Genomic DNA, 22589 nt, shown 5'->3' with positions numbered 1-22589 from the left:
CGGCGTAGGCCCGTCCTCGGGGAGGTCCTCATGCAGCTACCGTCCGCCCGTTCCGCGAAGGTGGAGCGGGACGCCGTGCACCATCCGGTGTTCGCGCGGTACTACGCCCGGATCAGCACCGCCGCCGAGACCCGCGCGGGAATGGCCGACGTGCGGCGCAGACTGCTCGGCGGACTGTCCGGCCGGGTGATCGAGGTCGGCGCGGGCAACGGTCTGAACTTCGCGCACTATCCGGGGACCGTCTCGGAGATCGTCGCCATCGAACCGGAACGGGCGCTGCGCGCGCTGGCCGTGGAGGCCGCCCTGCGCGCCCCGGTGCCGGTGGATGTCGCGCCGGGTGCGGCGGAGGCGCTGCCGGTCAAGAGCGAGGCGTTCGACGGGGCGGTGCTGTCGCTGGTGCTGTGCAGCGTCCGCGACGTGCGGCGGGCGCTCGCGGAGCTACGGCGGGTGCTGCGGCCGGGCGGCGAGGTGCGGTTCTTCGAGCACGGCCGGGGCGGCGGCCGGATCATGCGCGTCACCCAGCGGACGCTCGACCGGACGGTGTGGCCGCCGCTGGCCGGTGGCTGCCATGTGGCACGGGACCCGGTCGCCTCGCTGCGGGAGGCGGGGTTCGAGCTCGGCCCCTACCGGCGGATGCTGATGCCGGAGAAGGGGCCGACGCTGCCCACCTCGTACTGCGTCATGGGCACCGCGTGGCGGCCGCCGGGCGACGCGGCGACCACCCTGCGCTGATCACTCGCTCCAGCGGCGCAGCTCGGCGGCGATCTCGTCCACGGTCGCCTGGCCGTCCTTGACCAGCCGGGCCAGATCGCGCACCTGCTCGGGCGAGGTGACGACCTTCAGACCGCTGGCGACGAGATAGGCGTACGCCACGGCGGACGCGAAGAGGGCGTTGGAGCGCTCCAGCGCGGGGACGTGGATCAGCAGCTGGAGCAGCGAGGCGGCGCGGGCGTGCGGGCTGTCGTAGACGGGGACGTCGAAGATCTCGGCCCCGTGGCGTGCGACGGCGGCGACGAGGGCACCCCAGTCGGTGACCTGGGGGTCGCCCGGGGTCTGCTGCTCGGCGAGCATGAGCAGCCACGCGAGGTCGATGCGCAGGTCGTTCAACGGCTCAGCGGCGACCTTCGCGCGTGCCTTCGCGCTCCTTGCCGAACTCCTCGGCGAAGACGCTCTCGTACTGCTTCATGAAGTCGGCGGCGGCCTCGACGAACGCGCGGCCCGCCTCGCCGGTGTCCTGCCGGACCAGTTCCTCGATGTAGCGGTTCACGCTCATCCCCCGCGCCAGGGCACGTTCCCGCGCCGCGCGGGCGGTGCCCTCGTCCACGCGGACGTTCAGCTGGGTCTTCGCCATACCTCGAAGCTAGCGCCGGGGTGCTAGCGGCGGCAAGTGCGGCGACCGCGCCCGAGAAGGTGCCCCTTACACCGGCATCGGGGGCACGACCTGGGAAGGAGACCGACCCGCACCCACGGGGGATATCAGGTGTGGGACGGATCACACTACGCTCGGGGCGACAGGCACCACCTGACGCCCACTCGGAGGAGGCGGCCTTGTCCACACCTGCTGCGGAGCACGCCCCCGGCCTCGCGTCGGCCGACGGGATCGCGGCCCGCGCCCGCGGCCTGACCAAGGCGTACGGCTCGGGCGAGACGACCGTGCTGGCCCTGGACTCGGTGGACGTGGACATCGTGCGCGGACGGTTCACGGCCGTCATGGGCCCGTCGGGGTCCGGGAAGTCCACGCTGATGCACTGTCTGGCGGGGCTCGACTCCGTTTCCGCCGGGCAGGTGTGGCTGGGAGACACCGAGATCACCGGTCTGAAGGACCGTGAGCTCACCCGGCTGCGGCGGGACCGCGTCGGGTTCATGTTCCAGTCCTTCAACCTCATCCCGACGCTGAACGCCCGGGAGAACATCACCCTGCCCATGGACATCGCGGGCCGGGAACCCGACGAGAAATGGCTGGACCAGGTCATCGACACGCTCGGCCTGCGGGACCGCCTCAAGCACCGCCCCGCGCAGCTGTCCGGCGGACAGCAGCAGCGGGTGGCCTGCGCCCGGGCACTGGCCTCCCGGCCCGAGCTGATCTTCGCGGACGAGCCGACCGGCAACCTCGACTCGCGCGCGGGTCTCGAAGTGCTCGGATTCCTCCGCGAGGCCGTGGACTCGCTCGGGCAGACCGTCGTCATGGTCACCCACGACCCGGGTGCCGCCGCCCACTCCGACCTGGTGCTCTTTCTCGCGGACGGCCGGATCGTGGACGAGATGCGGCAGCCAACGGCGGGGTCGGTGCTGGAACGGATGAAGCGCTTCGACGTGATCCGCGCCCCGTCGGAAGCTGCCGGCGGCCCCGCTCCGGGAGCCGTCCCGGCGGACGACGAGCCGACCTCCGAGAGGGACTGACGCCGTGCTGAAGGCGACGCTGCGGAGCTTCCTCGCGCACAAGGGGCGGCTGCTGCTGTCCGCGCTGGCCGTCGTCCTGTCCGTGGCGTTCGTCGCGGGCAGCCTGATCTTCTCCGACACGGTCTCCCGTACCTTCGACCGGCTTTTCGCCTCCACCTCCGCGGACGTGACGGTGGGGCCCCGGGAGGAGCTGGAGTCGTCGGTGCCCACGGGCGCCGTCCAGACCGTGCCGGCCTCGCTCGCCCGGGACCTGGCCCGCGTCGACGGCGTCGAGTCCGCGCATCCGGACGTCGAGGTCGAGAACATCACGGTCGTCGACAGCGACAACGAATCGGTGGGGCCGACCACGGGCGCGCCGACCCTCGCGGTGGACTGGCACGTCACCGAGCGCAGTGTGGTGGAGCTGACCTCCGGCCGCACCCCGCGCGGCGACGGCGAGGCGGTCCTGGACGCGGACACGGCCGACGCCAAGGACGTCGGGATCGGGGACACGCTGTCGGTGCAGGCACAGCCGGGCTCCTTCCGCGTGGAGGTCGTCGGCATCGCCACGTTCACCACCACGAACCCCGGCGCGGCGCTCGTCTTCCTCGACCCCGAGGTGGCGGCCGCCAAGCTGCTGGGCTCGGCGGAGCGGGCCACCAGCGTCTCCCTGGAGGCGGCGCCGGGCGTGACCGACGAGGAGCTGAAGCGCCGGGTCACGGCCGAGCTCGGCGGCGGCGCCTACGAGGTCCAAACCGCGGACGAGCTGGCGAAGACGGCCGCCGACGAACTCGGCGCGTTCCTCGACGTGATCAAGTACGTGATGCTCGGATTCGCCGGGATCGCCGTCCTGGTGGGCGTCTTCCTGATCGTCAACACCTTCTCGATGCTGATCGCCCAGCGCACCCGCGAACTCGGGCTGCTCCGGGCGCTCGGCGCCGACCGCAGGCAGGTGCGCCGGTCGGTGCTCACCGAGGCGGTGCTGCTCGGTCTGGTCGGCTCGACCGTGGGGCTGGCGGCCGGCATCGGGCTCGCCTTCGGTCTGATCCGCCTCATGAGCGCGTTCGGCATGAACCTCAAGACCACGGAGATGGTCGTCGGCTGGGTCACCCCCGTCACCGCGTACGTCGTCGGCGTGGGCGTCACCTTCGTCGCGGCGTATCTCCCGGCCCGCCGCGCGGCGGGCGTGTCGCCCATGGCCGCGCTCGCGGACGCGGAGATCGCCGGAGTGGGGCGGCCGCTGCGCGTCCGCGCGGTGGTGGGGTCCGTGGTGGGCGCGCTCGGCGCGGCCGCGCTGGTGGGCTGCGTGCTCAGCACGGAGACCTCGTCGGCGGCCTCGCTGCTGGGGCTCGGTGTCGTCCTCACCCTGATCGCGACCGTCGTCGCCGGTCCGCTGCTGGTGCGGCCGGTGATCCGGGTGCTGGGCGGGGCCTTCCCCGCCCTGTTCGGTCCGGTCGGCCGGATGAGCCAGCGCAACGCCCTGCGCAATCCGCGCCGTACGGGCGCGACCGCGGCCGCGCTGATGGTGGGGCTGGCCCTGGTCGGCGGGATGTCGGTGGCCAGCGCCTCGATGTCCCGCTCCTTCGACGAGCAGATCGACAAGACGCTGGGCGCGGACTTCGTGCTCCAGAACGCCAACTTCATGCCGTTCTCCCAGGAGGTCACCGACCGCGTCCGGGACACGGAGGGCGTCGGGCTGGTCGTACGGCAGCGGTTCGCGCCGCTCGCGGTGCGGCTGCCGGACGGGGAGCGGATCGAGACCACCGCCGCCGGGTACGACGACCGGGTCGACGACGTCGCGCGGATGACGTACGCGAGCGGCGGCACGGCGGCCGCCCTGGCGGACGGCAACATCGCCATGGACGCGGACTTCGCCGAGGAGCACGGCGTCCGCATGGGGAGCACGGTCCCGGTCGAGTTCCCCGGCGGCCGGAGCACCGGGCTGACGGTGGCCGCCCTCACCGACATGGAGGGCGGCGAGGGCTTCGGGATGCGGGGCGGGCTGTTCTTCGGCATCGCGACGGTCGAGGAGTACGTGCCGGGCGGGCAGGACTCCGCGCTGTACGTCAACGCGGCCGACGGGACGGGCGTGGACGAGCTGCGCGACCGGCTGGACACGGCGCTGGAGCCGTATCCCCAGGTGCAGGCCCGTGACCAGGCGGACTACAAGGACCTGGTGCACGACCAGATCGCCGTGCTGCTGTACCTCGTCTACGCCCTGCTGGGGCTGGCGATCATCATCGCGGTGCTCGGCGTGGTCAACACCCTCGCGCTGTCGGTGGTGGAGCGCACGCGCGAGATCGGCCTGCTGCGGGCGATCGGCCTGGCGCGGCGGCAGCTGCGGCGGATGATCCGGCTGGAGTCGGTGGTGATCGCGGTGTTCGGCGCGGTCCTGGGCCTCGCGCTGGGGCTGGTGTGGGGCCTGTGCATACAGCAGGTCCTCGCCCTCCAGGGCATGACCGCGCTGGCCATCCCCTGGGGCACCGTCGTGGCCGTCGTGATCGGCTCGGCGGTCGTCGGCATCGCGGCGGCCCTCCTGCCCGCGCTGCGGGCATCACGAATGAACGTCCTGGAGGCCATCGCCCACGAGTGAAATGAGCCCTCCGGTGAAACCAGCCCCTCAGGCGTTTGAGGAGCGGGGTCCGGGGCGGAGTCCCAGGTCCGGGACGGGAAGGGGCGGCGGGGGCGAAGGAAACGTCGGTCCACCGCAGTGGTCCGGATCGTGAAATGGCGTGCCGCCCATGATCACCTGTGCTGGGATCACCGCATGACCGAACCGCGCATACGGGCCGCGACGCCCGGAGATCTCGACACCGTACTGGCCTTCTGGAAGGTGGCCGCCGAGGGCACGAGCATCAGCGACGACCGGACGGGCGTGGAAGGACTGGTCGCCCGCGACCCCGAGGCGCTGATCCTCGCCGAGAGCGGCGGCGACCTCGTCGGCACGGTGATCGCCGGCTTCGACGGCTGGCGGTGCCATCTGTACCGGCTGGCGGTCCACCCGGACCACCGCCGACAGGGCATCGCCTCCGCGCTGCTCACCGCCGCGGAGGACCGGTTCGTACGGCTCGGCGGGCGCCGCGCGGACGCGATGGTGCTCGAGAGCAACGAAACCGCCCATCATGCCTGGGACGCCGCGGGGTACGCGCCCGAGGAACGCTGGCGGCGCTGGGTGAAGCCCCTCACCGGCTGACCCTCGGGCCGACGGCACCCCACTACTGCCGGGCCCCGAAGAAAGGCTGTGTGCGTCCGCCCATGGGCGACCCCTCCCCCGACATCGCGCATCCCTCCCCGTCCTGTCCGACCATGGGACAGAGGTGACCCGATGACCGAAGTGCTCCTCCTTCTGGCGGCGATCCTGCTCTCGCTCGCCTGCGGCGCCTTCGTCGCGGCCGAGTTCTCCCTCACCACGGTCGAGCGGGCCGAGCTGGAGCGTGCCGTCGAGCGCGGCGAGCGCGGCGCCGCGGGCGCGCTCAAGGCCGTACGGGCGCTGACCTTCCAGCTCTCCGGCGCACAGCTCGGCATCACGGTCACCAATCTGGTGGTCGGCATGCTGGCCGAGCCGTCGATCGCCGCGCTCATCGCGGGCCCGCTGGAGGACATCGGCGTCTCCCGTTCGGTGGCGCGCTCCCTGGCCCTGGTGATCGGCACGGCCCTGTCGACGGTGTTCCTGATGGTGGTCGGCGAGCTGGTGCCCAAGAACTGGGCCATCTCGTCGCCCCTGGCCGTCGCCAAGCGGGTGGGCAACGCGCAACGCTGGTTCAGCGCCGCCTTCCGCCCGTTCATCACCCATCTGAACAACACGGCCAACCGCATAGTGCGCCGTATCGGCGTGGAGCCGGCCGAGGAGCTGGCTTCCGCGCGCGGGCCCCAGGAGCTCGCGGCGCTCGCCCGGCACTCCGCCAGGGAGGGCGCGCTGGAACCGGACACCGCCGAGCTGTTCGTCCGCACGCTGAACCTCGCCGACCTCACCGCGGAGAACGTGATGACACCGCGCGTCCAGGTCATCGCCCTGGACGTCCGGGCGACCTGCGAGGACGTGGCGAACGTGACCCGGGCGACCGGGCTGTCCCGGTTCCCCGTCTACCGCGACACCCTCGACGCGGTCGTCGGCACCGCGCACGTCAAGGACGTGGTGGCGCTGCCCGCCGAACGCCGGGCCCAGGTGCCCGTGTCGGAGCTGATGCGCGAACCGCTGCTGGTTCCCGGGACGCTCACCGTCGACCGGCTGCTGGACCGGCTCTCCGGGCGGCGCACCATGGCCGTGGTGATCGACGAGTACGGCGGCACGGCGGGGGTGGCCACGCTGGAGGACATCGTCGAGGAGGTCGTCGGGGAGGTCGTCGACGAGCACGACCCCCACGAGACACCCGACCTGGCCCGGGCCGGCACCGACCAGGAAGGGCGCGCCCTGTTCTCGGCCGACGGCTCCGCCCGCGTGGACCAGCTCGCCCGGGTCGGCCTGCGCGCGCCGGAGGGGCCGTACGAGACCCTCGCCGGGCTGGTGGCCGTCGAGCTGGGTCGCATCCCGGCCGTCGGTGACGCCTTCGAGGTCGCCGGGTGGCGGCTGGAGGTGCTGGACGCCACCGGTCACCGCGCGGCACGCGTCCGGCTGCACGCGCCGCGCGGTGACCGGCACGCGGCGGATCGGCACCCGACCGGAACCGCGGACGGCGAGGGGGCGCGGCGATGACCGTCGTACAGTTGCTGATCGGCCTGGCGACCCTGGTCGTCAACGCCTTCTTCGTCGGCGCCGAGTTCGCGCTGATCTCGGTCCGCCGCAGCCAGATCGAGCCGTACGCCGACCGGGGCGACCGGCGCGCGAAGAGCGTGCTGTGGGGGCTGGAGCACGTGTCCGCGCTGATGGCCGCCGCGCAGCTGGGCATCACGCTGTGCACCCTGGTCCTCGGTGTCGTCGCCGAGCCGGCGATCGAGCATCTTCTCGAACCGGTGTTCCACGCGGTCGGAGTCCCGGAGGGCGCCGGGCACGTGGTGTCCTTCGTGATCGCGCTGACGCTCGCGACCTATCTGCACATGCTGCTGGGCGAGATGGTGCCGAAGAACATCGCGCTCGCCGAGCCGGCCCACAGCGCGCTGATGCTGGGCCCTCCGCTGGTGGCGCTGTCCCGCGCGCTGCGCCCGGTCATCTTCACCATCAACGCCTTCGCCAACGCGCTGCTGAAGCTGTTGCGGGTCGAGACCCGGGACGAGGTCGTCGCGTCCTTCTCGGACGCCGAGCTGGCCCAGATCGTGAAGGACTCCGGTGAGGCGGGCCTGATCGACGACCGTGCGCGGGAACGCCTGCACGACGCCCTGGAGCTGGGCCGGCGGCCGGTGCGCGACGCGGTGATGCCGCTGGAGCGCGTGGTCTACGCGCGCGTGGGCGTCACGGCGGAGGGCCTGGAGCGGCTGTCGGCGGAGTCCGGGTTCTCCCGCTTCCCGGTGGTGGACGAGCAGCGGCGGATCGTCGGCTATCTGCACGTGAAGGACGCCCTGGACGCCTCACCGCGCGATGTGCCGTTCCGGCTGGACGACATGCGGCCCATCGCGCGGGTGCGGGAGCGCACGCCGATGGACGACGTCCTCACCGCCATGCGGGGCAGCCGTACGCATCTGGCGGCCGTCCTCGGGGCCGACGGGCGGCTGGCCGGACTGGTGACGATGGAGGACGTCCTGCGGGAGCTCTTCGGGCAGCGGACCTGAGTAGCGGGAAGGGTGACCGACCGCTGGGTATGTGCCACGGGATACCATCTCTGTCGCCATGCAGAAGAATCCCACCTACAGCAGCCTTGTCGCCCTCGGCGACTCCTTCACCGAAGGCATGTCGGACCTCCTTCCCGACGGCACCTACCGGGGCTGGGCCGACCTTCTCGCCGCGCGGATGGCGGCCACCACTCCCGGGTTCCGGTACGCCAACCTCGCGGTGCGCGGCAAGCTGATCCAGCAGATCGTCGACGAGCAGGTCGAGGTCGCCGCGGCGATGCGGGCCGATGTGGTCACGCTGGTCGGCGGGCTCAACGACACCCTGCGGCCCAAGTGCGACATGGCGCGGGTCCGGGATCTGCTGACCGAGGCCGTGGAGCGTCTTGCCCCGCACTGCGGGCAGCTGGTGCTGATGCGCAGCCCCGGCCGCCAGGGCCCCGTCCTGGAGCGTTTCCGTCCGCGCATGGAGGCCCTGTTCGCCTGCGTCGACGAACTCGCCGAGCGGCACGGCGCGCTGGTCGTCGACCTGTACGGGGCGCCGTCGCTCGCCGATCCCCGGCTGTGGGACGTGGACCGGCTGCATCTGACGGCGGACGGACACCGCAGGGTCGCGGAGGCGGTCTGGCAGACGCTCGGCCATTCGCCGGAGGACCCCGAGTGGCACCTGCCCCCGGAGGCGACGCTGCCGCCGCGGTGGGTGGCGCGGCGGGTCGAGGACGTCCGGTTCGCCCGGCAGCACCTGCTGCCGTGGATCGGCCGCCGGCTCACCGGCCGCTCCTCCGGCGACGGCCTGCCGCCGAAGCGCCCGGAGCTGCTGCCGTACGAGGCCGGCTGACACCGCGGCCCTTTGTAGCTTCCGCCGAACCACCCCGTGGCGCCGGCCTGCAGGAATCGCCAGTAGACTCCATGTACGTGACTGCTGCGCCCGCCAAGCCCCGTATCCCGAACGTCCTCGCCGGACGCTACGCCTCCGCCGAGCTCGCCACGCTCTGGTCGCCCGAGCAGAAGGTGAAGCTGGAGCGGCAGCTCTGGCTCGCCGTGCTGCGGGCCCAGAAGGACCTCGGGATCGAGGTGCCGGACGCGGCGATCGCCGACTACGAGCGCGTCCTCGACCAGGTCGACCTGGCCTCCATCGCCGAGCGCGAGAAGGTCACCCGGCACGATGTGAAGGCACGGATCGAGGAGTTCAACGACCTCGCCGGGCACGAGCACGTGCACAAGGGGATGACCTCCCGGGACCTGACCGAGAACGTCGAGCAGCTCCAGGTCCGCCTGTCGCTGGAGCTGATGCGCGACCGCACGGTGGCCGTGCTGGCGCGTCTGGGCAGGCTGGCCGGCGAGTACGGCGAGCTGGTCATGGCCGGCCGCTCGCACAACGTGGCCGCGCAGGCCACCACCCTCGGCAAGCGGTTCGCGACCGCCGCCGACGAGCTGCTGGTCGCGTACGGCCGGGTGGAGGAGCTGCTGGGCCGCTACCCGCTGCGCGGCATCAAGGGGCCGGTCGGCACCGCGCAGGACATGCTGGACCTGCTCGGCGGGGACGCGGCCAAGCTGGCGGAGCTGGAGCGGCGGATCGCCGGCCATCTGGGCTTCTCCGAGGCGTTCACCTCGGTCGGCCAGGTCTACCCGCGCTCGCTGGACTACGAGGTCGTCACCGCGCTGGTGCAGCTGGCCGCCGCGCCGTCGTCGCTGGCGAAGACGATCCGGCTGATGGCCGGGCACGAGCTGGTCACCGAGGGCTTCAAGCCGGGCCAGGTCGGCTCCTCCGCGATGCCGCACAAGATGAACACCCGCTCCTGTGAGCGCGTCAACGGCCTGATGGTGATCCTGCGCGGCTACGCCTCGATGACCGGCGAGCTGGCGGGCGACCAGTGGAACGAGGGCGACGTGTCGTGCTCGGTGGTGCGCCGGGTCGCGCTGCCGGACGCGTTCTTCGCGCTCGACGGTCTGCTGGAGACGTTCCTGACGGTCCTCGACGAGTTCGGCGCCTTCCCCGCCGTCGTCGCCCGGGAGCTGGACCGCTATCTGCCGTTCCTCGCCACCACCAAGGTGCTGATGGGCGCGGTGCGCGCGGGTGTCGGCCGCGAGGTCGCGCACGAGGCGATCAAGGAGAACGCCGTCGCCACCGCCCTCGCCATGCGGGAGCTGGGCGCCGAGCGCAACGACCTCCTCGACAAGCTCGCCGCCGACGAGCGGCTGCCGCTCGACCGCGCCGCGCTGGAGGCGCTGATGGCGGACAAGCTGTCCTTCACCGGTGCCGCGAGCGACCAGGTCGCCACCGTCGTCGGCCGTGTCGACGAGATCGTGAAGCGGCACCCGGAAGCCGCCGGTTACACCCCGGGGGCCATCCTCTGAGGCGCTTCACCCGGGAGGAGCTGGAGGCCGCCCGCGACCGTCTCGTACCGGATGTGGTCGCGGACGGGCTCCAGGTGCTGTTCTGCGGCATCAACCCCGGTCTGATGACGGCCGCGACCGGCCACCACTTCGCCCGCCCCGGCAACCGCTTCTGGCCGGCGCTGCACCGCTCCGGCTTCACGCCCCGTCTGCTGCTGCCGTCGGAGCAGCGCGAGCTGCTGTCGTACGGGCTCGGGATCACCAATGTGGTGGCGCGGGCCACGGCCCGGGCGGACGAGCTGGGGGCCGAGGAGTACCGGGAGGGCGGGCGGCTGCTCGCGCTGAAGGTGGCCCGGCTCCGGCCGCGGTGGCTCGCCGTGGTGGGGGTCACCGCGTACCGCGCGGCGTTCGACGACCGGACGGCGCGGGTGGGACGGCAGGCGCGGACCATCGGCGACACCCGTGTGTGGGTGCTGCCCAATCCGAGCGGGCTGAACGCGCACTGGACACCGGCGACGCTGGCCGAGGAGTTCGGCCGGCTGCGGGAGGCCGCGGCGGAGCGGTGACGGCCGGTGGTCATGGCGGGGCCGTCTCCGTGACCACCGCCAGCAGCTGGATCTCGTCGGCCGGGTCCCGGTCGGCGACCGCGACGGCGACCCAGCGGCCGGTGCCCTGCACCTCCCACAGCCAGGCCACGCCCGCGCGGACGCTGAGCCACTCCCACGGCTCGGGGATCTCCTCCTGTGCCGTGCGCAGCAGGACCGTCCCCAGGTTCCAGGGGTCGACGTCCCCCCAGCGGGAGGCCAGGACCTCGTACACGGCGTCGCGGTCCTTCTCGAACTGGTCCACCGTCACCGCCCACCGCGCGGGATCGCGGCCCGGGCCGTCACCGGTCTCCAGCACGGCGACATGGTGGCCCGGTCCCCCGAAGCCGACGTCGGACGGGCCGTGCTCCGCCGGAAAGGGGCGGAAGCACAGCTCGTCGATGAGGGCAATGTGCTGGGCGATGTTCATGGATCCAGTAAACCCGTCGCCACTGACAGTTGGCGGTGCGTCAGCCGACTTCCGGTCAGGCGCCCTGGTCAGGCGTCCCGGCGGCGCAGACTCCACGCCCCGGCCAGCAGCGCGGCGGCCGTCCACAGCGTGAGCACCGCAAGTCCCGACCAGGGGCCGAGGGTTCCGTCGTGGGTCTCGTACAGCACCACCTGTCCGGCACGGTCGGGCAGGAAGTCGGCGACGGTGCCGGCCGCGTCACCGATCACGAAGGACACGATCAGGATGAAGGGGATGAGCAGGGACAGCGTGGCCACTCCGCTGCGCAGCACGGTCGCCAGGCCCGCGGCGAACAGGGCCATCAGCGTCAGGTAGACGACGCCGCCCACGACACCGCGGATCTGCTCGGCCAGGGTGAGGCCGCTCGCCGCCGTGCCGAGTCCCGCCCGCGCCACGAGGAGGGCGGCCGGGGCGGTCAACAGGCTCACGACCAGCGTGGGGACGGCGATCGCCGCGACCTTGGCGGCGTACCACTGCCCGCGCCGCGGGACCGCGGCCAGCGAGAGCCGCAGGGCGCCGCTCTGGTACTCGGCCGAGACGGCCACGGCGCCGAAGGAAATGGCGGCGATCTGTCCCGGTGCGACACCGGACAGCGCCATGAACAGCGGGTCGAACTCGGGGTCGGACGTGTTCGAGACCCCGGCGACCGCGGAGAACGCCGTGGTCACGGCGAACAGCGCCAGCAGCGCTCCCGGCAGCGAACGGACCGTGCGGATCTTCAGCCACTCGGCGTGGAACACGGGTGCGAACGGCATGGTCAGGCCTCCTGGGGCTGTGCGGCGAACTCGGTCTCGGCGGCGGTCAGGTCCAGATAGGCCTGTTCCAGCGTGCCCTCGTCCGCCGCGAGTTCGAGGATCGGTACCCCCACGGCGGAGACGATGCGTCCGATGTCGTCCACGCGCGCGTCCGGCACGTTCCAGTGGCCGTCCGGGTGTTCCACGACATCGTGACCGTGCCGGGCGAGGACCCGTTGGAGGGCGGTGGGATCGGAGGTGCGGATGCGGACGGCGGGGCGCACGCGCCTGTCAATGAACTCCCGCATCGGCGTGTCGGCCAGCAGACGGCCACGGCCGAGGACGACCAGATGGTCGGCGAAGGAGGCGGTCTCGTTCATCAGATGGCTGGAGACCAGGACGGTACGGCCCTCGTCCGCGAGCCGGCGCAGCAGTGTGCGGATCCACACGATGCCTTCCGGGTCGAGGCCGTTGGAGGGCTCGTCGAGCATGATCACCGCCGGGTCGCCGAGCAGCGCGGCGGCGATGCCCAGCCGCTGGCGCATGCCCAGGGAGTACGTCCGCACCCGGCGGCGTGCCGCCGAGCCCAGCCCGGTCTCCTCCAGCACCGCGTCGACGCGGCGGTCCGGAATGCGGTGGCTCGCCGCCAGCACGCGCAGATGGTCGCGTCCGGAGCGGGAGCCGTGGGCGGCGTGTGCGTCGAGCAGGGCGCCGACCTGGCGCAGGGGTTCCTGGAGGGTGGCGTAGGCACGGCCGCCGATGGTGGCGGAGCCGGATGTGGGGTGGTCGATGCCGAGCACCAGGCGCATGGTGGTGGACTTGCCCGCGCCGTTGGGGCCGAGGAAGCCGGTGACCCGGCCGGGCAGAACGCGGAAGGAGAGGTGGTCCACGGCTCGCCGGGTGCCGTACTCCTTGGTGAGGTCCTGGACGTCGATGCTGGTCATGGCAGCAGCGTGACGGCTCGTACGGGGGCGGTGCCTCCCCCGCCGGTGGAGATCGTCTCCCCCGTGCGGGGGAGGCCGGTCGTCGGTGGCGGCTGGCACGATGACGGCATGGTCGGCTTGCTGCTCCCGTTCGGCCGGACGGTGACGTACACACGGTTGCTGCATCTGTTCATCGCCATCGTGTGGCCGTCGATGTGGCTGTTCCTCGAGGAGGCGTGGTGGACCTGGGTGGCGGCGGCCGTGGTGCTCCTGCCCGTCGGTCTGGTGCCCGCGATGCGCACCGTGGAGGGGTTGCAGGCCCGGCTGCTGCTGACCGGTCAGCGGCACGACAGCGAGAGCGGCGCCATCGTCGCCGCGCCGTCCGCCTCCTGGAGCGACCGGGGCAGGCTCGTCGTATGGCTTCAGGCGCGGCTGCTGATCGGCAGCGCGACCTCGCTGTGCACCGTGCAACTGCTTCTCGCCGTGGTGGACTTGACGGCGGCGGTGTTCGGCGGGGACACGGCCTCCGGTGAGTTGCTCCTCCTGGAGGGCCACCGCTGGTGGCACGTCCTCCTGCTGCCCCCGGCGCTGGCGGTCCTGGGGGCGACCGTGGTCGGCTGGGGCCGTCTGATCACGGCGCTGGCGCAGCGCCTGCTCGGCCCCTCCCCCGCCGAGCGGCTGGCCGCCATGGAGGAACGCACCGAGCAGCTCCTGGAGCGGACCCGTATCGCCCGGGAACTCCACGACTCCATCGGTCACGCCCTGACCGTGGCCGTCGTGCAGGCGGGCGCCGCCCGCGCGGCCGGCGATCCCGCCTTCACCGACCGGGCCCTGGACGCCATCGAGGAGACCGGCCGGGCCGCGCTGGAGGACCTGGAGCGGGTCCTCGGCGTCCTGCGCGAGTCCGGGCGGCCGGTGGGCGGCCGGCCGACCCTCGCGGACGCCGACCGGCTGCTGGAGTCCGCGCGGGCGTCCGGCGCGAAGGTGGACGTCGAGGTGACCGGGCCCCTGGACACCGTTCCCGGGCCGGTTTCCCGCGAGGGGTACCGCATCCTCCAGGAGTCGCTGACCAATGTGCTGCGGCACGCGGGCGCCGTCCCCGTCCGGGTCCGTATCGCGGTCGACGACGGCTCGCTGGGCCTGGAGGTCCGCAATCCGTTCACCGGGGCGGCACCCGGTCCCGGCCGGGGCAGCGGTCTGCGCGGCATTCGTGAGCGCGCGGCCCTGCTGGGCGGGCAGGCGCGCACCGGGCCGGACGAGGGTGACTGGCGGGTGCGGGTCGAGCTCCCGTTGCGCTGATCTACGCTGGCAGGATGCCGGTCACCGTTCTGCTCGTCGACGACGAACCCCTGGTACGCGCGGGTCTGCGGGCCGTGCTGGAGGCGCAGCCGGACATCGAGGTCGTCGGTGAGGCGGCCGACGGGGCGGCGGTGATCCCGCTGGTGCGGCGGCTGCGGCCGGACGTGGTCGCCATGGACGTACGCATGCCGCTGCTGGACGGGATCGAGGCCACGCGCGCGTTGCTGCGGTCGGTGGAGGCGCCGCCGAAGATCCTCGTCGTGACGACGTTCGAGAACGACGAGTACGTCTATGGTGCGCTGCGCGCGGGCGCCGACGGGTTTCTGCTGAAGCGGGCGCGGCCCGCCGAGATCGTGCACGCGGTACGGCTGGTCGCCGAGGGCGAGTCGCTGCTGTTCCCCGCCTCGGTGCGGCGGCTCGCGGCCGAGTACGGCGACGGCGACGGCAACCGCGCGGCGCGCGCCGTGCTGGAGCGGGCGCGGCTGACCGAGCGTGAGGGGGAGGTGCTGCGGCTGATGGCACGGGGCCTGACCAACGCGGAGATCGCCGCGAAGCTGGTGGTGGGGACGGAGACCGTGAAGTCCCATGTGAGTGCCGTACTGGCGAAGCTGGGGGCGCGTGACCGCACCCAGGCGGTGATCGCTGCCTACGAGTCGGGCTTCGTGGCGCCGGGCTGAGCCGTGTCCCGGGGAGCGGTCGCCGGGCGGCCGTGCCCGGAGGTCGCCGGGGTCGGCCGCGCCGAGTACGATCCGCCCAACACGCGCACGAGCTGGGAGGACGGACGGTGGGTCGGCTGACCGGCGGGGACCCCTCGCTGCTGCGAAGGATCAACTCCGCGGTGGTGCTGCACGCCTTGCGGGCCACGGACTGCGCGACGCTGACCGAGGTGACCCGGGTGACGGGACTGTCCCGGCCGACCGTGGAAGGCGTCGTGGAGGGGCTCATCGAGGCGGGCCTCGTCGTGGAGACGGCGGCCGAGGAAGGCGCCGCGCGGCGGCAGGGGCGGCCGGCGCGGCGGTTCCGGTTCCGGGCGGAGGCCGGGCATCTGCTCGGCCTGGAGATCGGTGTGCACCGGGTGGCCGCGCTGCTGGCCGATCTGGACGGCAAGGTGATCGGCGCGCAGGCGAGGGACGTCAACGAGACGGTCGACGCCGACGAGCGGCTGGAGCGGCTGCGCACCGCCGTCGCTGAGCTGCTGCGCCGGGCCGGTGTCCCGCGCGGCTCCCTGCGGGCCGTGGGTGTGGGCACCCCCGGGATCGTCGAGGCGGACGGCACGGTGCGGCTGGGCACGGCGTTGCCCGGCTGGACGGGGCTGGGCCTCGGCGAGCGTCTGAGCCGGTCCTTCAAGTGTCCGGTGCTGGTGGAGAACGACGCCAACGCGGCGGTCGTCGCCGAGCACTGGAAGGGCGCTGCCCGGGAGACCGACGACGTGGTGTTCGTGCTGGCCGGGCTGAGCCCGGGCGCCGGATCACTGATCGGCGGGCGGCTGCACCGGGGGTACGGCGGGGCGGCCGGGGAGATCGGGGCGCTGCATCTGCTGGGTCGGGAGGCGACCCCGGAGGCGCTGCTGTCCACCACGGACGAGCCGCTGCACCCGCTCGACGAGCAGGCGGTCGCCGAGGTGTTCGCCCAGGCCCGCGAGGGGGACCAGCGGGCGCTGGCGGCCATGGACCGCTTCATCCGGCGGCTCGTCCACGACGTGGCCGCGCTGGTGCTGGCCCTCGACCCGGAGCTGGTCGTGATCGGGGGCTGGGCGGCGGGGCTGGACGGCGTGCTGGAGCCGCTGCGGCGCGAGCTGGCCCGCTACTGTCTGCGGCCGCCGAGGGTCACGCTGTCGCACCTTGGCGAGGCGGCGGTCGCCACGGGGGCGGTGCGGCTGGCACTCGACCATGTCGAGGAGCAACTCTTCGCGGTGGAGGGCACGGTGACGGCTCGCCGCTAGCGGGCACGCCGTATCGGCGCCCAGCGCCCCGGGGTCCCGGCGCGCCTCGCGCCCGCTCCCGCGGGCAGTCGTGCCGCATGGTGGCACAGGTGGGCGCGACGGCACCCCGTTGACGCCGGGCTGCGGAACACCTCCGCTCCGGTGCCACCTGGGCGGGGGTGGGTTCCGCTCGCCGGCGCCTGCCGGGTGCCGCTGCGCCCACCCTCCCCCACTCTCGGCTTCGCTCGAGTGGGAGGTACCCCCATCGCCCCAGCGGCACGACTGCCCGCAGCGGCGGCGGGTGCGAATGCCCGCAGCTACGCGAAGTCCACCCTGTCAGGAGGCCTGGCGGTCTGGGCCGTGGTGGATTTCTACGCCGCCGCTGTCGCCGAAGGTGAGGCGGCAGGTGTCCGCGCGGTATGTGGCGACGGAGAGCGCGGCGGTGCGGCCGCGGGCGATGAAGCGGGTGGTGACGACGAGGACGGGCGCGCCCGGCAGGCGGTCCAGTTCCTTCGCGTCGTCCGCGCGGGCGGAGCCCAGCTCCACCGCGTTCTCCTGCCGCTCCAGCTCCAGCCGCTGGAGTTCCCGCAGCACCGCACGCGCGCGGGCCGGGCCGGACGGCGCGTCGATGCCGGACAGGTCGGGCACGGAGTCGGCCGGGATGTACAGCAGTTCGGCGGCGACGGGCTGTCCGTGGGAGACGCGGGAGCGCCGCACCACGTGCACGGGCTCCTCGCGGCCGGTCACCAGGGTCTCGGCGACGGCGGCGGGCGGCACCTCGAGCGCGCAGTCGAGGGACTGCCAGGCGTCGGCCGACCCGCCCGGCCAGGCGTGCTGCGCCGTGCCGACGGAGACGCCCATGCGTGGCGGGGCGACGGTCGTGCCCACACCGCGGCGGCGCTGGAGCCTGCCCTCCAGTTCGAGCTGTTCCAGGGCCTGCCGGAGCGTGGCGCGCGCGACGCCGAAGCGGGCGGCGAGGTCGCGCTCGTTGGGCAGGATCTCGCCCACGGAGAACTCCGAGTCCAGCGCCTCGCTGAGCACCGTCCTGAGATGCCAGTACTTCGGTTCCGGCACCGTTTCCAGCTGCGTGGTCCCCACCCTGTCCTCCACGATCGCCGTGTCCGGAGGCGTTTTAGCGCCCTTGTTTATTAAAGGTTGTTTCACTTATCAGCGACCATAGGGCGGCCCTCACCCTTGGTCAAGACCAATCGGCAGGACGACGGGGGACGTGGGTGCGTGCCGCCGCTACAGCAGCGCGGCGAGCGACCGCAGCTTGTCGGGATTGCGGATGACGTACACCGCCTGGACGCGCCCGTCGGCGACGTCGAGTTGGAAGACGGAGTCGGGCTTGCCGCCGGACAGGGCGAGCACGGCGAGGCCGCCGTTGAGCTCCAGGAAGCGGACGGAGAGGTCGGGGATGCCCTTGCGGGCGACGCCGAGGAGGAAGCGCCCCACGTGGTCGGCGCTCTCCAGGACCCGCAGCGGGGCGCGCGACTTGCCACCGCTGTCGCCCACCAGGCGCACGTCCGGCGCGAGCAGTTCCAGCAGGCCCTCCAGGTCGCCGTCGGTCGCCGCGGCCAGGAACCGCTCGGTGAGATCGCGGCGCTGGGCGGGATCGACCTCGTAGCGCGGGCGCCGTTCCTCGACGTGCTTGCGGGCGCGGCCGGCGAGTTGGCGTACGGCCGGTTCGCCGCGGTCGAGCATGGCGGCGATGTCGGCGTACGGGTAGCCGAACGCCTCCCGCAGCACGAACACCGCGCGCTCCAGCGGCGACAGGGACTCCATGACGACGAGGACGGCGAGGGAGACGGAGTCGGCGAGCACGGCCCGTTCGGCGGTGTCCGGGACGGTGTCGCCGAAGTCGGTGACGTACGGCTCGGGCAGCCACGGGCCGACGTACGTCTCGCCGCGCGCCTTGATCTGGCGCAGCCGGTCGATGGCGAGGCGGGTGGTGACGCGCACCAGGTAGGCGCGCGGTTCGCGCACATCGGCCCGGTCGCCGCCGGACCAGCGCAGCCACGCGTCCTGGACCACGTCCTCCGCGTCGGTCACCCGGCCGAGCATGCGGTAGGCGACCCCCAGGAGAACGGGGCGGTGTTCCTCGAAGACGTCGGTCACGGTGTCGGTGGTCACCGCACCATCCCAGCCGACCCGCGCGGTGGTGTCCAGGCGGCACCGGCCGTCGGCCGACGACGGGCGCCGACCCGGGGACTACCCGTCGGTAGCAATTGCTGACAAGCTGTCTACGGCGCCGGGCGGCGTCCGTTTCCGCGAGTCCCAGACGAGGAGCACCCTCATGTCCGCGACCGTCTCCTTCAAGGTCACCTCACCCCGCGGCCCGCAGACCGTGACCCTGTCCTACGCGCGCGTGGGCCGCGGCGAACCGCTGCTCCTGCTGCACGGCATCGGCCATCACCGCCAGGCCTGGGACCCCGTGGTGGACATCCTCGCGACCGAGCGCGAGGTGATCGCCGTGGACCTGCCCGGCTTCGGCGCCTCCCCGTCGCTGCCCGACGGCCTCACCCACGACCTGCCCACCATGAACGCCGCCCTGGGCGCCCTGTGCGAGGAGCTGGAGCTCGACCGGCCGCATGTCGCGGGCAACTCGCTCGGCGGCCTGCTGGCCCTGGAGCTCGGCCGCGAACGACTCGTGCGGTCCGTCACCGCCCTGTCCCCGGCGGGCTTCTGGACCCCGGCCGAGCGGCGGTATGCCTTCGCCGTGCTCATCGGCATGCGGCGGATCGCGGAGCGGATGCCCCTCCCGCTGGTGGAGCGCCTCGCCCGCTCCGCGGCCGGCCGGGCGGCGCTGACCAGCACCATCTACGCCCGTCCGGGACGCCGCGCCCCCGAGGCCGTGGTCGCCGAGACGCTCGCGCTCGCCGGGGCCACCGGATTCACCGAAACCCTCCGCGCGGGCACCACCGTACGGTTCACCGACGACGTGCCCACCATCCCGGTGACCGTCGCCTGGGGCGCCCGGGACCGGCTGCTCCTCCCCCGGCAGGGCGTCCGCGCCAAGCGGATCATCCCCCGGGCCCGGCTGGTCCGGCTGCCCGGTTGCGGCCACGTCCCGATGAACGACGACCCGGCGCTCGTCGCGCGCGTCATCCTCGACGGCAGCCGCTGAGCCAGGGGCCCGGAGTCCGGCGTGGCGCTCGCCCCCGTGGGATCAGTTGTTCATGTGGGGTTTGCGTGCGAGCCGCGCCGGGCGAGTAGTTGTGGCAGCGCACACTGGCCGGATCCCGTCCCTGGAGGCGCATCCATGTCACACCGTCCGCTCCCCGGTCGCCGCGCCGTGCTCCGCGGCTCGCTCGCGGCCTCGGCGGCCCTGACCCTGCCCACCGCGCTCGGGGCGGCGCCCGCCTTCGCCCGCTCCGGGCGCCCGCGGGCCGAGTGGGGCGTGCAGACGGGCGACGTGACCCGTGACTCCGGGCTGGTGTGGGTGCGGTCCGACCGCCCGGCCCGGATGATCGTCGAGACCTCGGCGACCGAGTCGTTCCGTCACCCGCGCAGATGGCACGGTCCGCTGATCGGCGGGGACACCGACTTCACCGGCACGACCCGGCTGCGCGGGCTGCCGGCCGGCGAGCAGATCCACTACCGGGTGCTGCTCGCCGACCCCGACGACCCGCGCCGCACCGGTGAGCCGGTCACGGGCACCTTCCGCACGGTCGCCGCCCGGCGGCGCGACGGCGTGCGGTTCCTGTGGTCGGGCGACCTGGCGGGGCAGGGCTGGGGCATCAACCCGGACTTCGGCGGCTACCGCATCTTCGACGCGATGGAGCGGCTCGACCCCGACTTCTTCCTGTTCAGCGGCGACACCGTCTACGCCGACGGCCCCATCGCCGCGACCGCGGCCCTGCCGGACGGCGGCGTCTGGCGGAACATCACCACCGAGGAGAAGTCCAAGGTCGCCGAGACCCTCGCCGAGTTCCGCGGGAACTTCCGCTACAACCTGCTCGACGAGAACCTGCGCCGGTTCAACGCCCGGGTGCCGTCCGTCGTGCAGTGGGACGACCACGAGGTGCGCAACAACTGGTACCCGGGCCAGCGGATCGCGGACACGGACGCCCGGTACACGGAGAAGAGCGTCGACGTGCTGGCGGCGCGGGCGCGGCGCGCGTTCAGCGAGTACTTCCCGATGTCCACGCTGCGTCCGGGCGCCCGCGAGGGCCGGGTGTACCGGGTGCTGCGGCAGGGTCCGCTGCTCGATGTGTTCGTGCTGGACATGCGGACGTACCGCAACGCCAACTCCTCCGGCGACCAGACGGTGGATCCGCAGGGCATCCTGGGGCGCGAGCAGTTGGAGTGGCTGAAGCGGGAGCTGGCCCGGTCTCGGGCGGTGTGGAAGGTGATCGCGGCCGACATGCCGATCGGCCTCGTCGTACCCGACACGTCCGAGGGCGGGCAGCACGTCGAGGCGGTGGCGCAGGGTGACCCGGGGGCGCCGCTGGGACGGGAGTTGCAGATCGCGGAGCTGCTGCGGTTCGTCAAGCACCGGCGGATCACCGGCACGGTGTGGCTGACGGCCGATGTGCACCACACCTCGGCCCAGCACTACCAGCCGTCGCGGGCCGCGTTCGACGACTTCGAGCCGTTCTGGGAGTTCGTCTCCGGTCCGCTGAACGCCGGCGCCTTCCCGGCCAGCGCGCTCGACGGCACCTTCGGTCCGGAGCGGGTGTGGGTGAAGGCGCCGACCGCCTCCAACGTCTCGCCCGCCGGCGGCTACCAGTTCTTCGGCGAGGTCGACATCGACGGCGACAGCGGCGAGTTGACGGTGCGTATGCGGGAGCAGGACGGCACGGTGCTGTTCACGAAGACGCTGCGGCCGGGCCTCGTCGGCCAGTAACGCAGCAAAACAGACAGAAGCATGCTTTACCCGTCAGTCACAGTGCGTTCGTGATCACGAAACACGATTCCTTCACAGTGGCTGTATGAGTCGAGACATGTCTGACGTGACGAACACCCGGCACGGCGGCGCGCACCGCCGGTGGAACCCCGTCGAGCACGCCGCGCGGTGCACGGCCGCCTTCCACGCATGGTGGGCACGGCGCCACGGCCACGCACCGCCGGCGCTCGATACCGGCGGTGCCCGGCCGCCCTCCGCCGCGGCCGGGAACAGCGTGCTGTGGCGGATGCGGACGACGGTGAAGGACGAACCGGGCGCGCTGGCCTCGCTGTGCACGGCGCTGGCCGAGCGGCGGGTCGACATCCTGAGCCTCCAGACGCACCCGCTGGGCGAGCACACCGTCGACGAGTTCCTGCTGCGGGCACCGGAGGGGACGGACCTCACCGCGGCCGTGTCGCTCGCCGGGGGCTCGGACGCCTGGACCGAGCGCGCCGACGCCCACGATCTGGTCGACGCACCGACCCGGGTCCTGGGCCTGGCCGCCCGCACCGCACAGGACGCGGCCGAACTGCCGTTGGCCCTGCGCCAGTTGCTGGGGCGGTGCACGATCCGCTCCCACCCCGCCACGACCCTCGGCGGCCGGCGGGCACCGGAGGCGGTACCGGAGGAGGGCTCCCTGGAGGACACCGTGATCCGGCTGCGTGACCCGGAGGGCGGTGTGATCACCGTGGAGCGGCCGTATCTGCCGTTCACCCCCACGGAGTTCGCGCGCGCCCGGGCGCTGGTGGCGCTGGACGCCCGGCTCGGTCCGCGGATCCCGCGCGGCCGTGACGTGCTCACGCTGTCCGAGGGGAGCGCGATCTCCGTGCGCCGCGCGGACACCGGCGATCTGGCGGCCGCGCGGGAGATGCACGAGCGGTGCTCCACCGAGACCCTGCGCCTGCGGTACCACGGCCCGGTCGGCGACGCCGAGCGCTATCTGAACCATCTGCTCAGCCCGCGCTTCGGCCGCACGCTCGCCGCACAGACCGCCTCGGGCCGCATCGTGGGCCTCGGCCATCTGCTGTGGGACGGCGACGAGACCGAGGTGGCGCTGGTCGTGGAGGACGCCTGGCAGCGCCGGGGCATCGGCGGTGAACTCCTCACCCGGCTGGTGGCGATGGCTGCCGAGGCGGGCTGCGCCCAGGTGTACGCCGTGACGCAGTCGTCCAACACCGGCATGGTCGCCGCGATGCGCGCCCTGGGCCTGCCGCTCGACTACCAGGTCGAGGAGGGCACCCTGGTCATCACGGCCCGGCTGGACGTCGTGCCGGACCCCCGGGTGCCGGAGGAGCGGGAGTACGGCGAGCGGATCGGCCGGTCGTAGGCGGTCGCGCACGGATGCGGGAGACGGC

General features: G+C 73.1%; 22 protein-coding genes. 15 read left to right on the top strand and 7 right to left on the bottom strand.

The window, feature by feature from the left end:
* The first annotated feature begins 30 nt into the window (after positions 1–30).
* Positions 31–732 carry a class I SAM-dependent methyltransferase gene (locus ACZ470_RS26885; protein ID WP_468431225.1) on the top strand — a complete coding sequence of 234 codons (702 nt, stop codon included), beginning with the start codon at positions 31–33 and terminating at the stop codon, positions 730–732.
* Here ACZ470_RS26885 and ACZ470_RS26880 read toward each other — a convergent pair whose 3' ends face one another.
* A complete protein-coding gene (locus ACZ470_RS26880) occupies positions 733–1107 on the bottom strand; it encodes a fic family toxin-antitoxin system, toxin component (RefSeq protein ID WP_468431223.1) in 375 nt (124 codons plus the stop codon).
* Between the two features lie 4 nt (positions 1108–1111).
* Positions 1112–1351 carry a toxin-antitoxin system HicB family antitoxin gene (locus ACZ470_RS26875; RefSeq protein WP_344561835.1) on the bottom strand — a complete coding sequence of 80 codons (240 nt, stop codon included), beginning with the start codon at positions 1349–1351 and terminating at the stop codon, positions 1112–1114.
* Between the two features lie 197 nt (positions 1352–1548).
* Between ACZ470_RS26875 and ACZ470_RS26870 the strand changes: the two genes are divergently transcribed.
* The 8 genes from ACZ470_RS26870 to mug all read left to right on the top strand — a co-directional run bounded on the left by ACZ470_RS26870 (position 1549) and on the right by mug (position 10982).
* On the top strand, positions 1549–2400 hold the full coding sequence (locus tag ACZ470_RS26870) for an ABC transporter ATP-binding protein (RefSeq protein ID WP_468431220.1): 852 nt from the start codon (positions 1549–1551) through the stop codon (positions 2398–2400).
* Positions 2401–2404: 4 nt separating this feature from the next.
* The gene (locus ACZ470_RS26865) at positions 2405–4972 is read left to right on the top strand and encodes an FtsX-like permease family protein (protein ID WP_468431218.1); all 2568 of its coding nucleotides are present in this window, start codon (positions 2405–2407) and stop codon (positions 4970–4972) included.
* A 174-nt stretch (positions 4973–5146) separates the two neighbouring features.
* A complete protein-coding gene (locus ACZ470_RS26860; protein ID WP_468431216.1) occupies positions 5147–5572 on the top strand; it encodes a GNAT family N-acetyltransferase in 426 nt (141 codons plus the stop codon).
* Positions 5573–5704: 132 nt separating this feature from the next.
* Positions 5705–7072: a hemolysin family protein gene (locus ACZ470_RS26855; protein ID WP_468431214.1), complete on the top strand. Its 1368-nt coding sequence runs from the start codon at positions 5705–5707 to the stop codon at positions 7070–7072.
* On the top strand, positions 7069–8082 hold the full coding sequence (locus ACZ470_RS26850; protein ID WP_468431212.1) for a hemolysin family protein: 1014 nt from the start codon (positions 7069–7071) through the stop codon (positions 8080–8082). The genes ACZ470_RS26855 and ACZ470_RS26850 overlap by 4 nt, the downstream gene beginning before the upstream one ends.
* 58 nt (positions 8083–8140) lie before the next feature.
* The gene (locus ACZ470_RS26845) at positions 8141–8917 is read left to right on the top strand and encodes an SGNH/GDSL hydrolase family protein (RefSeq protein WP_468431210.1); all 777 of its coding nucleotides are present in this window, start codon (positions 8141–8143) and stop codon (positions 8915–8917) included.
* A gap of 77 nt (positions 8918–8994) precedes the next feature.
* On the top strand, positions 8995–10437 hold the full coding sequence (gene purB / locus ACZ470_RS26840) for an adenylosuccinate lyase (protein WP_468431208.1): 1443 nt from the start codon (positions 8995–8997) through the stop codon (positions 10435–10437).
* On the top strand, positions 10434–10982 hold the full coding sequence (mug, locus tag ACZ470_RS26835; RefSeq protein WP_468431445.1) for a G/U mismatch-specific DNA glycosylase: 549 nt from the start codon (positions 10434–10436) through the stop codon (positions 10980–10982). The genes purB and mug overlap by 4 nt, the downstream gene beginning before the upstream one ends.
* A 10-nt stretch (positions 10983–10992) precedes the next feature.
* Here the strand turns inward: mug and ACZ470_RS26830 are convergent, their stop codons facing one another.
* From ACZ470_RS26830 to ACZ470_RS26820, 3 genes are all read right to left on the bottom strand, one after another.
* On the bottom strand, positions 10993–11430 hold the full coding sequence (locus ACZ470_RS26830; RefSeq protein WP_468431206.1) for a hypothetical protein: 438 nt from the start codon (positions 11428–11430) through the stop codon (positions 10993–10995).
* 68 nt (positions 11431–11498) lie between these two features.
* The gene (locus ACZ470_RS26825) at positions 11499–12224 is read right to left on the bottom strand and encodes an ABC transporter permease (RefSeq protein WP_468431204.1); all 726 of its coding nucleotides are present in this window, start codon (positions 12222–12224) and stop codon (positions 11499–11501) included.
* A gap of 2 nt (positions 12225–12226) precedes the next feature.
* Positions 12227–13147 (bottom strand): ABC transporter ATP-binding protein, encoded by a 921-nt coding sequence (locus tag ACZ470_RS26820; RefSeq protein ID WP_468431202.1) that lies wholly within the window; start codon positions 13145–13147, stop codon positions 12227–12229.
* Between the two features lie 108 nt (positions 13148–13255).
* Here ACZ470_RS26820 and ACZ470_RS26815 point away from each other — a divergent pair, with 108 nt between their 5' ends.
* From ACZ470_RS26815 to ACZ470_RS26805, 3 genes are all read left to right on the top strand, one after another.
* Positions 13256–14425: a sensor histidine kinase gene (locus ACZ470_RS26815; protein ID WP_468431443.1), complete on the top strand. Its 1170-nt coding sequence runs from the start codon at positions 13256–13258 to the stop codon at positions 14423–14425.
* A gap of 14 nt (positions 14426–14439) precedes the next feature.
* Positions 14440–15102 (top strand): response regulator transcription factor, encoded by a 663-nt coding sequence (locus ACZ470_RS26810; protein WP_468431200.1) that lies wholly within the window; start codon positions 14440–14442, stop codon positions 15100–15102.
* A gap of 107 nt (positions 15103–15209) precedes the next feature.
* Positions 15210–16367, top strand: coding sequence for an ROK family transcriptional regulator (locus ACZ470_RS26805; protein ID WP_468431198.1), 1158 nt, complete (start codon positions 15210–15212; stop codon positions 16365–16367).
* A 315-nt stretch (positions 16368–16682) separates the two neighbouring features.
* Here ACZ470_RS26805 and ACZ470_RS26800 read toward each other — a convergent pair whose 3' ends face one another.
* Together ACZ470_RS26800 and ACZ470_RS26795 are read right to left on the bottom strand one after the other, a co-directional pair.
* Positions 16683–17444, bottom strand: a complete 762-nt coding sequence (locus tag ACZ470_RS26800; RefSeq protein ID WP_468431196.1) for a GntR family transcriptional regulator — start codon at positions 17442–17444, stop codon at positions 16683–16685.
* A gap of 147 nt (positions 17445–17591) precedes the next feature.
* The gene (locus ACZ470_RS26795; protein WP_468431194.1) at positions 17592–18479 is read right to left on the bottom strand and encodes an RNA polymerase sigma-70 factor; all 888 of its coding nucleotides are present in this window, start codon (positions 18477–18479) and stop codon (positions 17592–17594) included.
* A 163-nt stretch (positions 18480–18642) separates the two neighbouring features.
* On the opposite strand from ACZ470_RS26795, the gene ACZ470_RS26790 reads away from it, so the two are divergent.
* The 3 genes from ACZ470_RS26790 (at position 18643) to ACZ470_RS26780 (ending at position 22561) form a co-directional block, all read left to right on the top strand.
* Complete coding sequence (locus tag ACZ470_RS26790) at positions 18643–19473, top strand: alpha/beta fold hydrolase (RefSeq protein ID WP_468431192.1); 831 nt, start codon at positions 18643–18645, stop codon at positions 19471–19473.
* 135 nt (positions 19474–19608) lie between these two features.
* The gene (locus ACZ470_RS26785; protein ID WP_468431190.1) at positions 19609–21195 is read left to right on the top strand and encodes an alkaline phosphatase D family protein; all 1587 of its coding nucleotides are present in this window, start codon (positions 19609–19611) and stop codon (positions 21193–21195) included.
* Positions 21196–21292: 97 nt separating this feature from the next.
* On the top strand, positions 21293–22561 hold the full coding sequence (locus ACZ470_RS26780) for a GNAT family N-acetyltransferase (RefSeq protein WP_468431188.1): 1269 nt from the start codon (positions 21293–21295) through the stop codon (positions 22559–22561).
* The last annotated feature ends 28 nt before the right edge of the window (positions 22562–22589 follow it).

Source organism: Streptomyces sp. NPDC031111, assembly GCF_055570675.1.
This window is presented reverse-complemented; position numbering and strand designations above follow the sequence as displayed.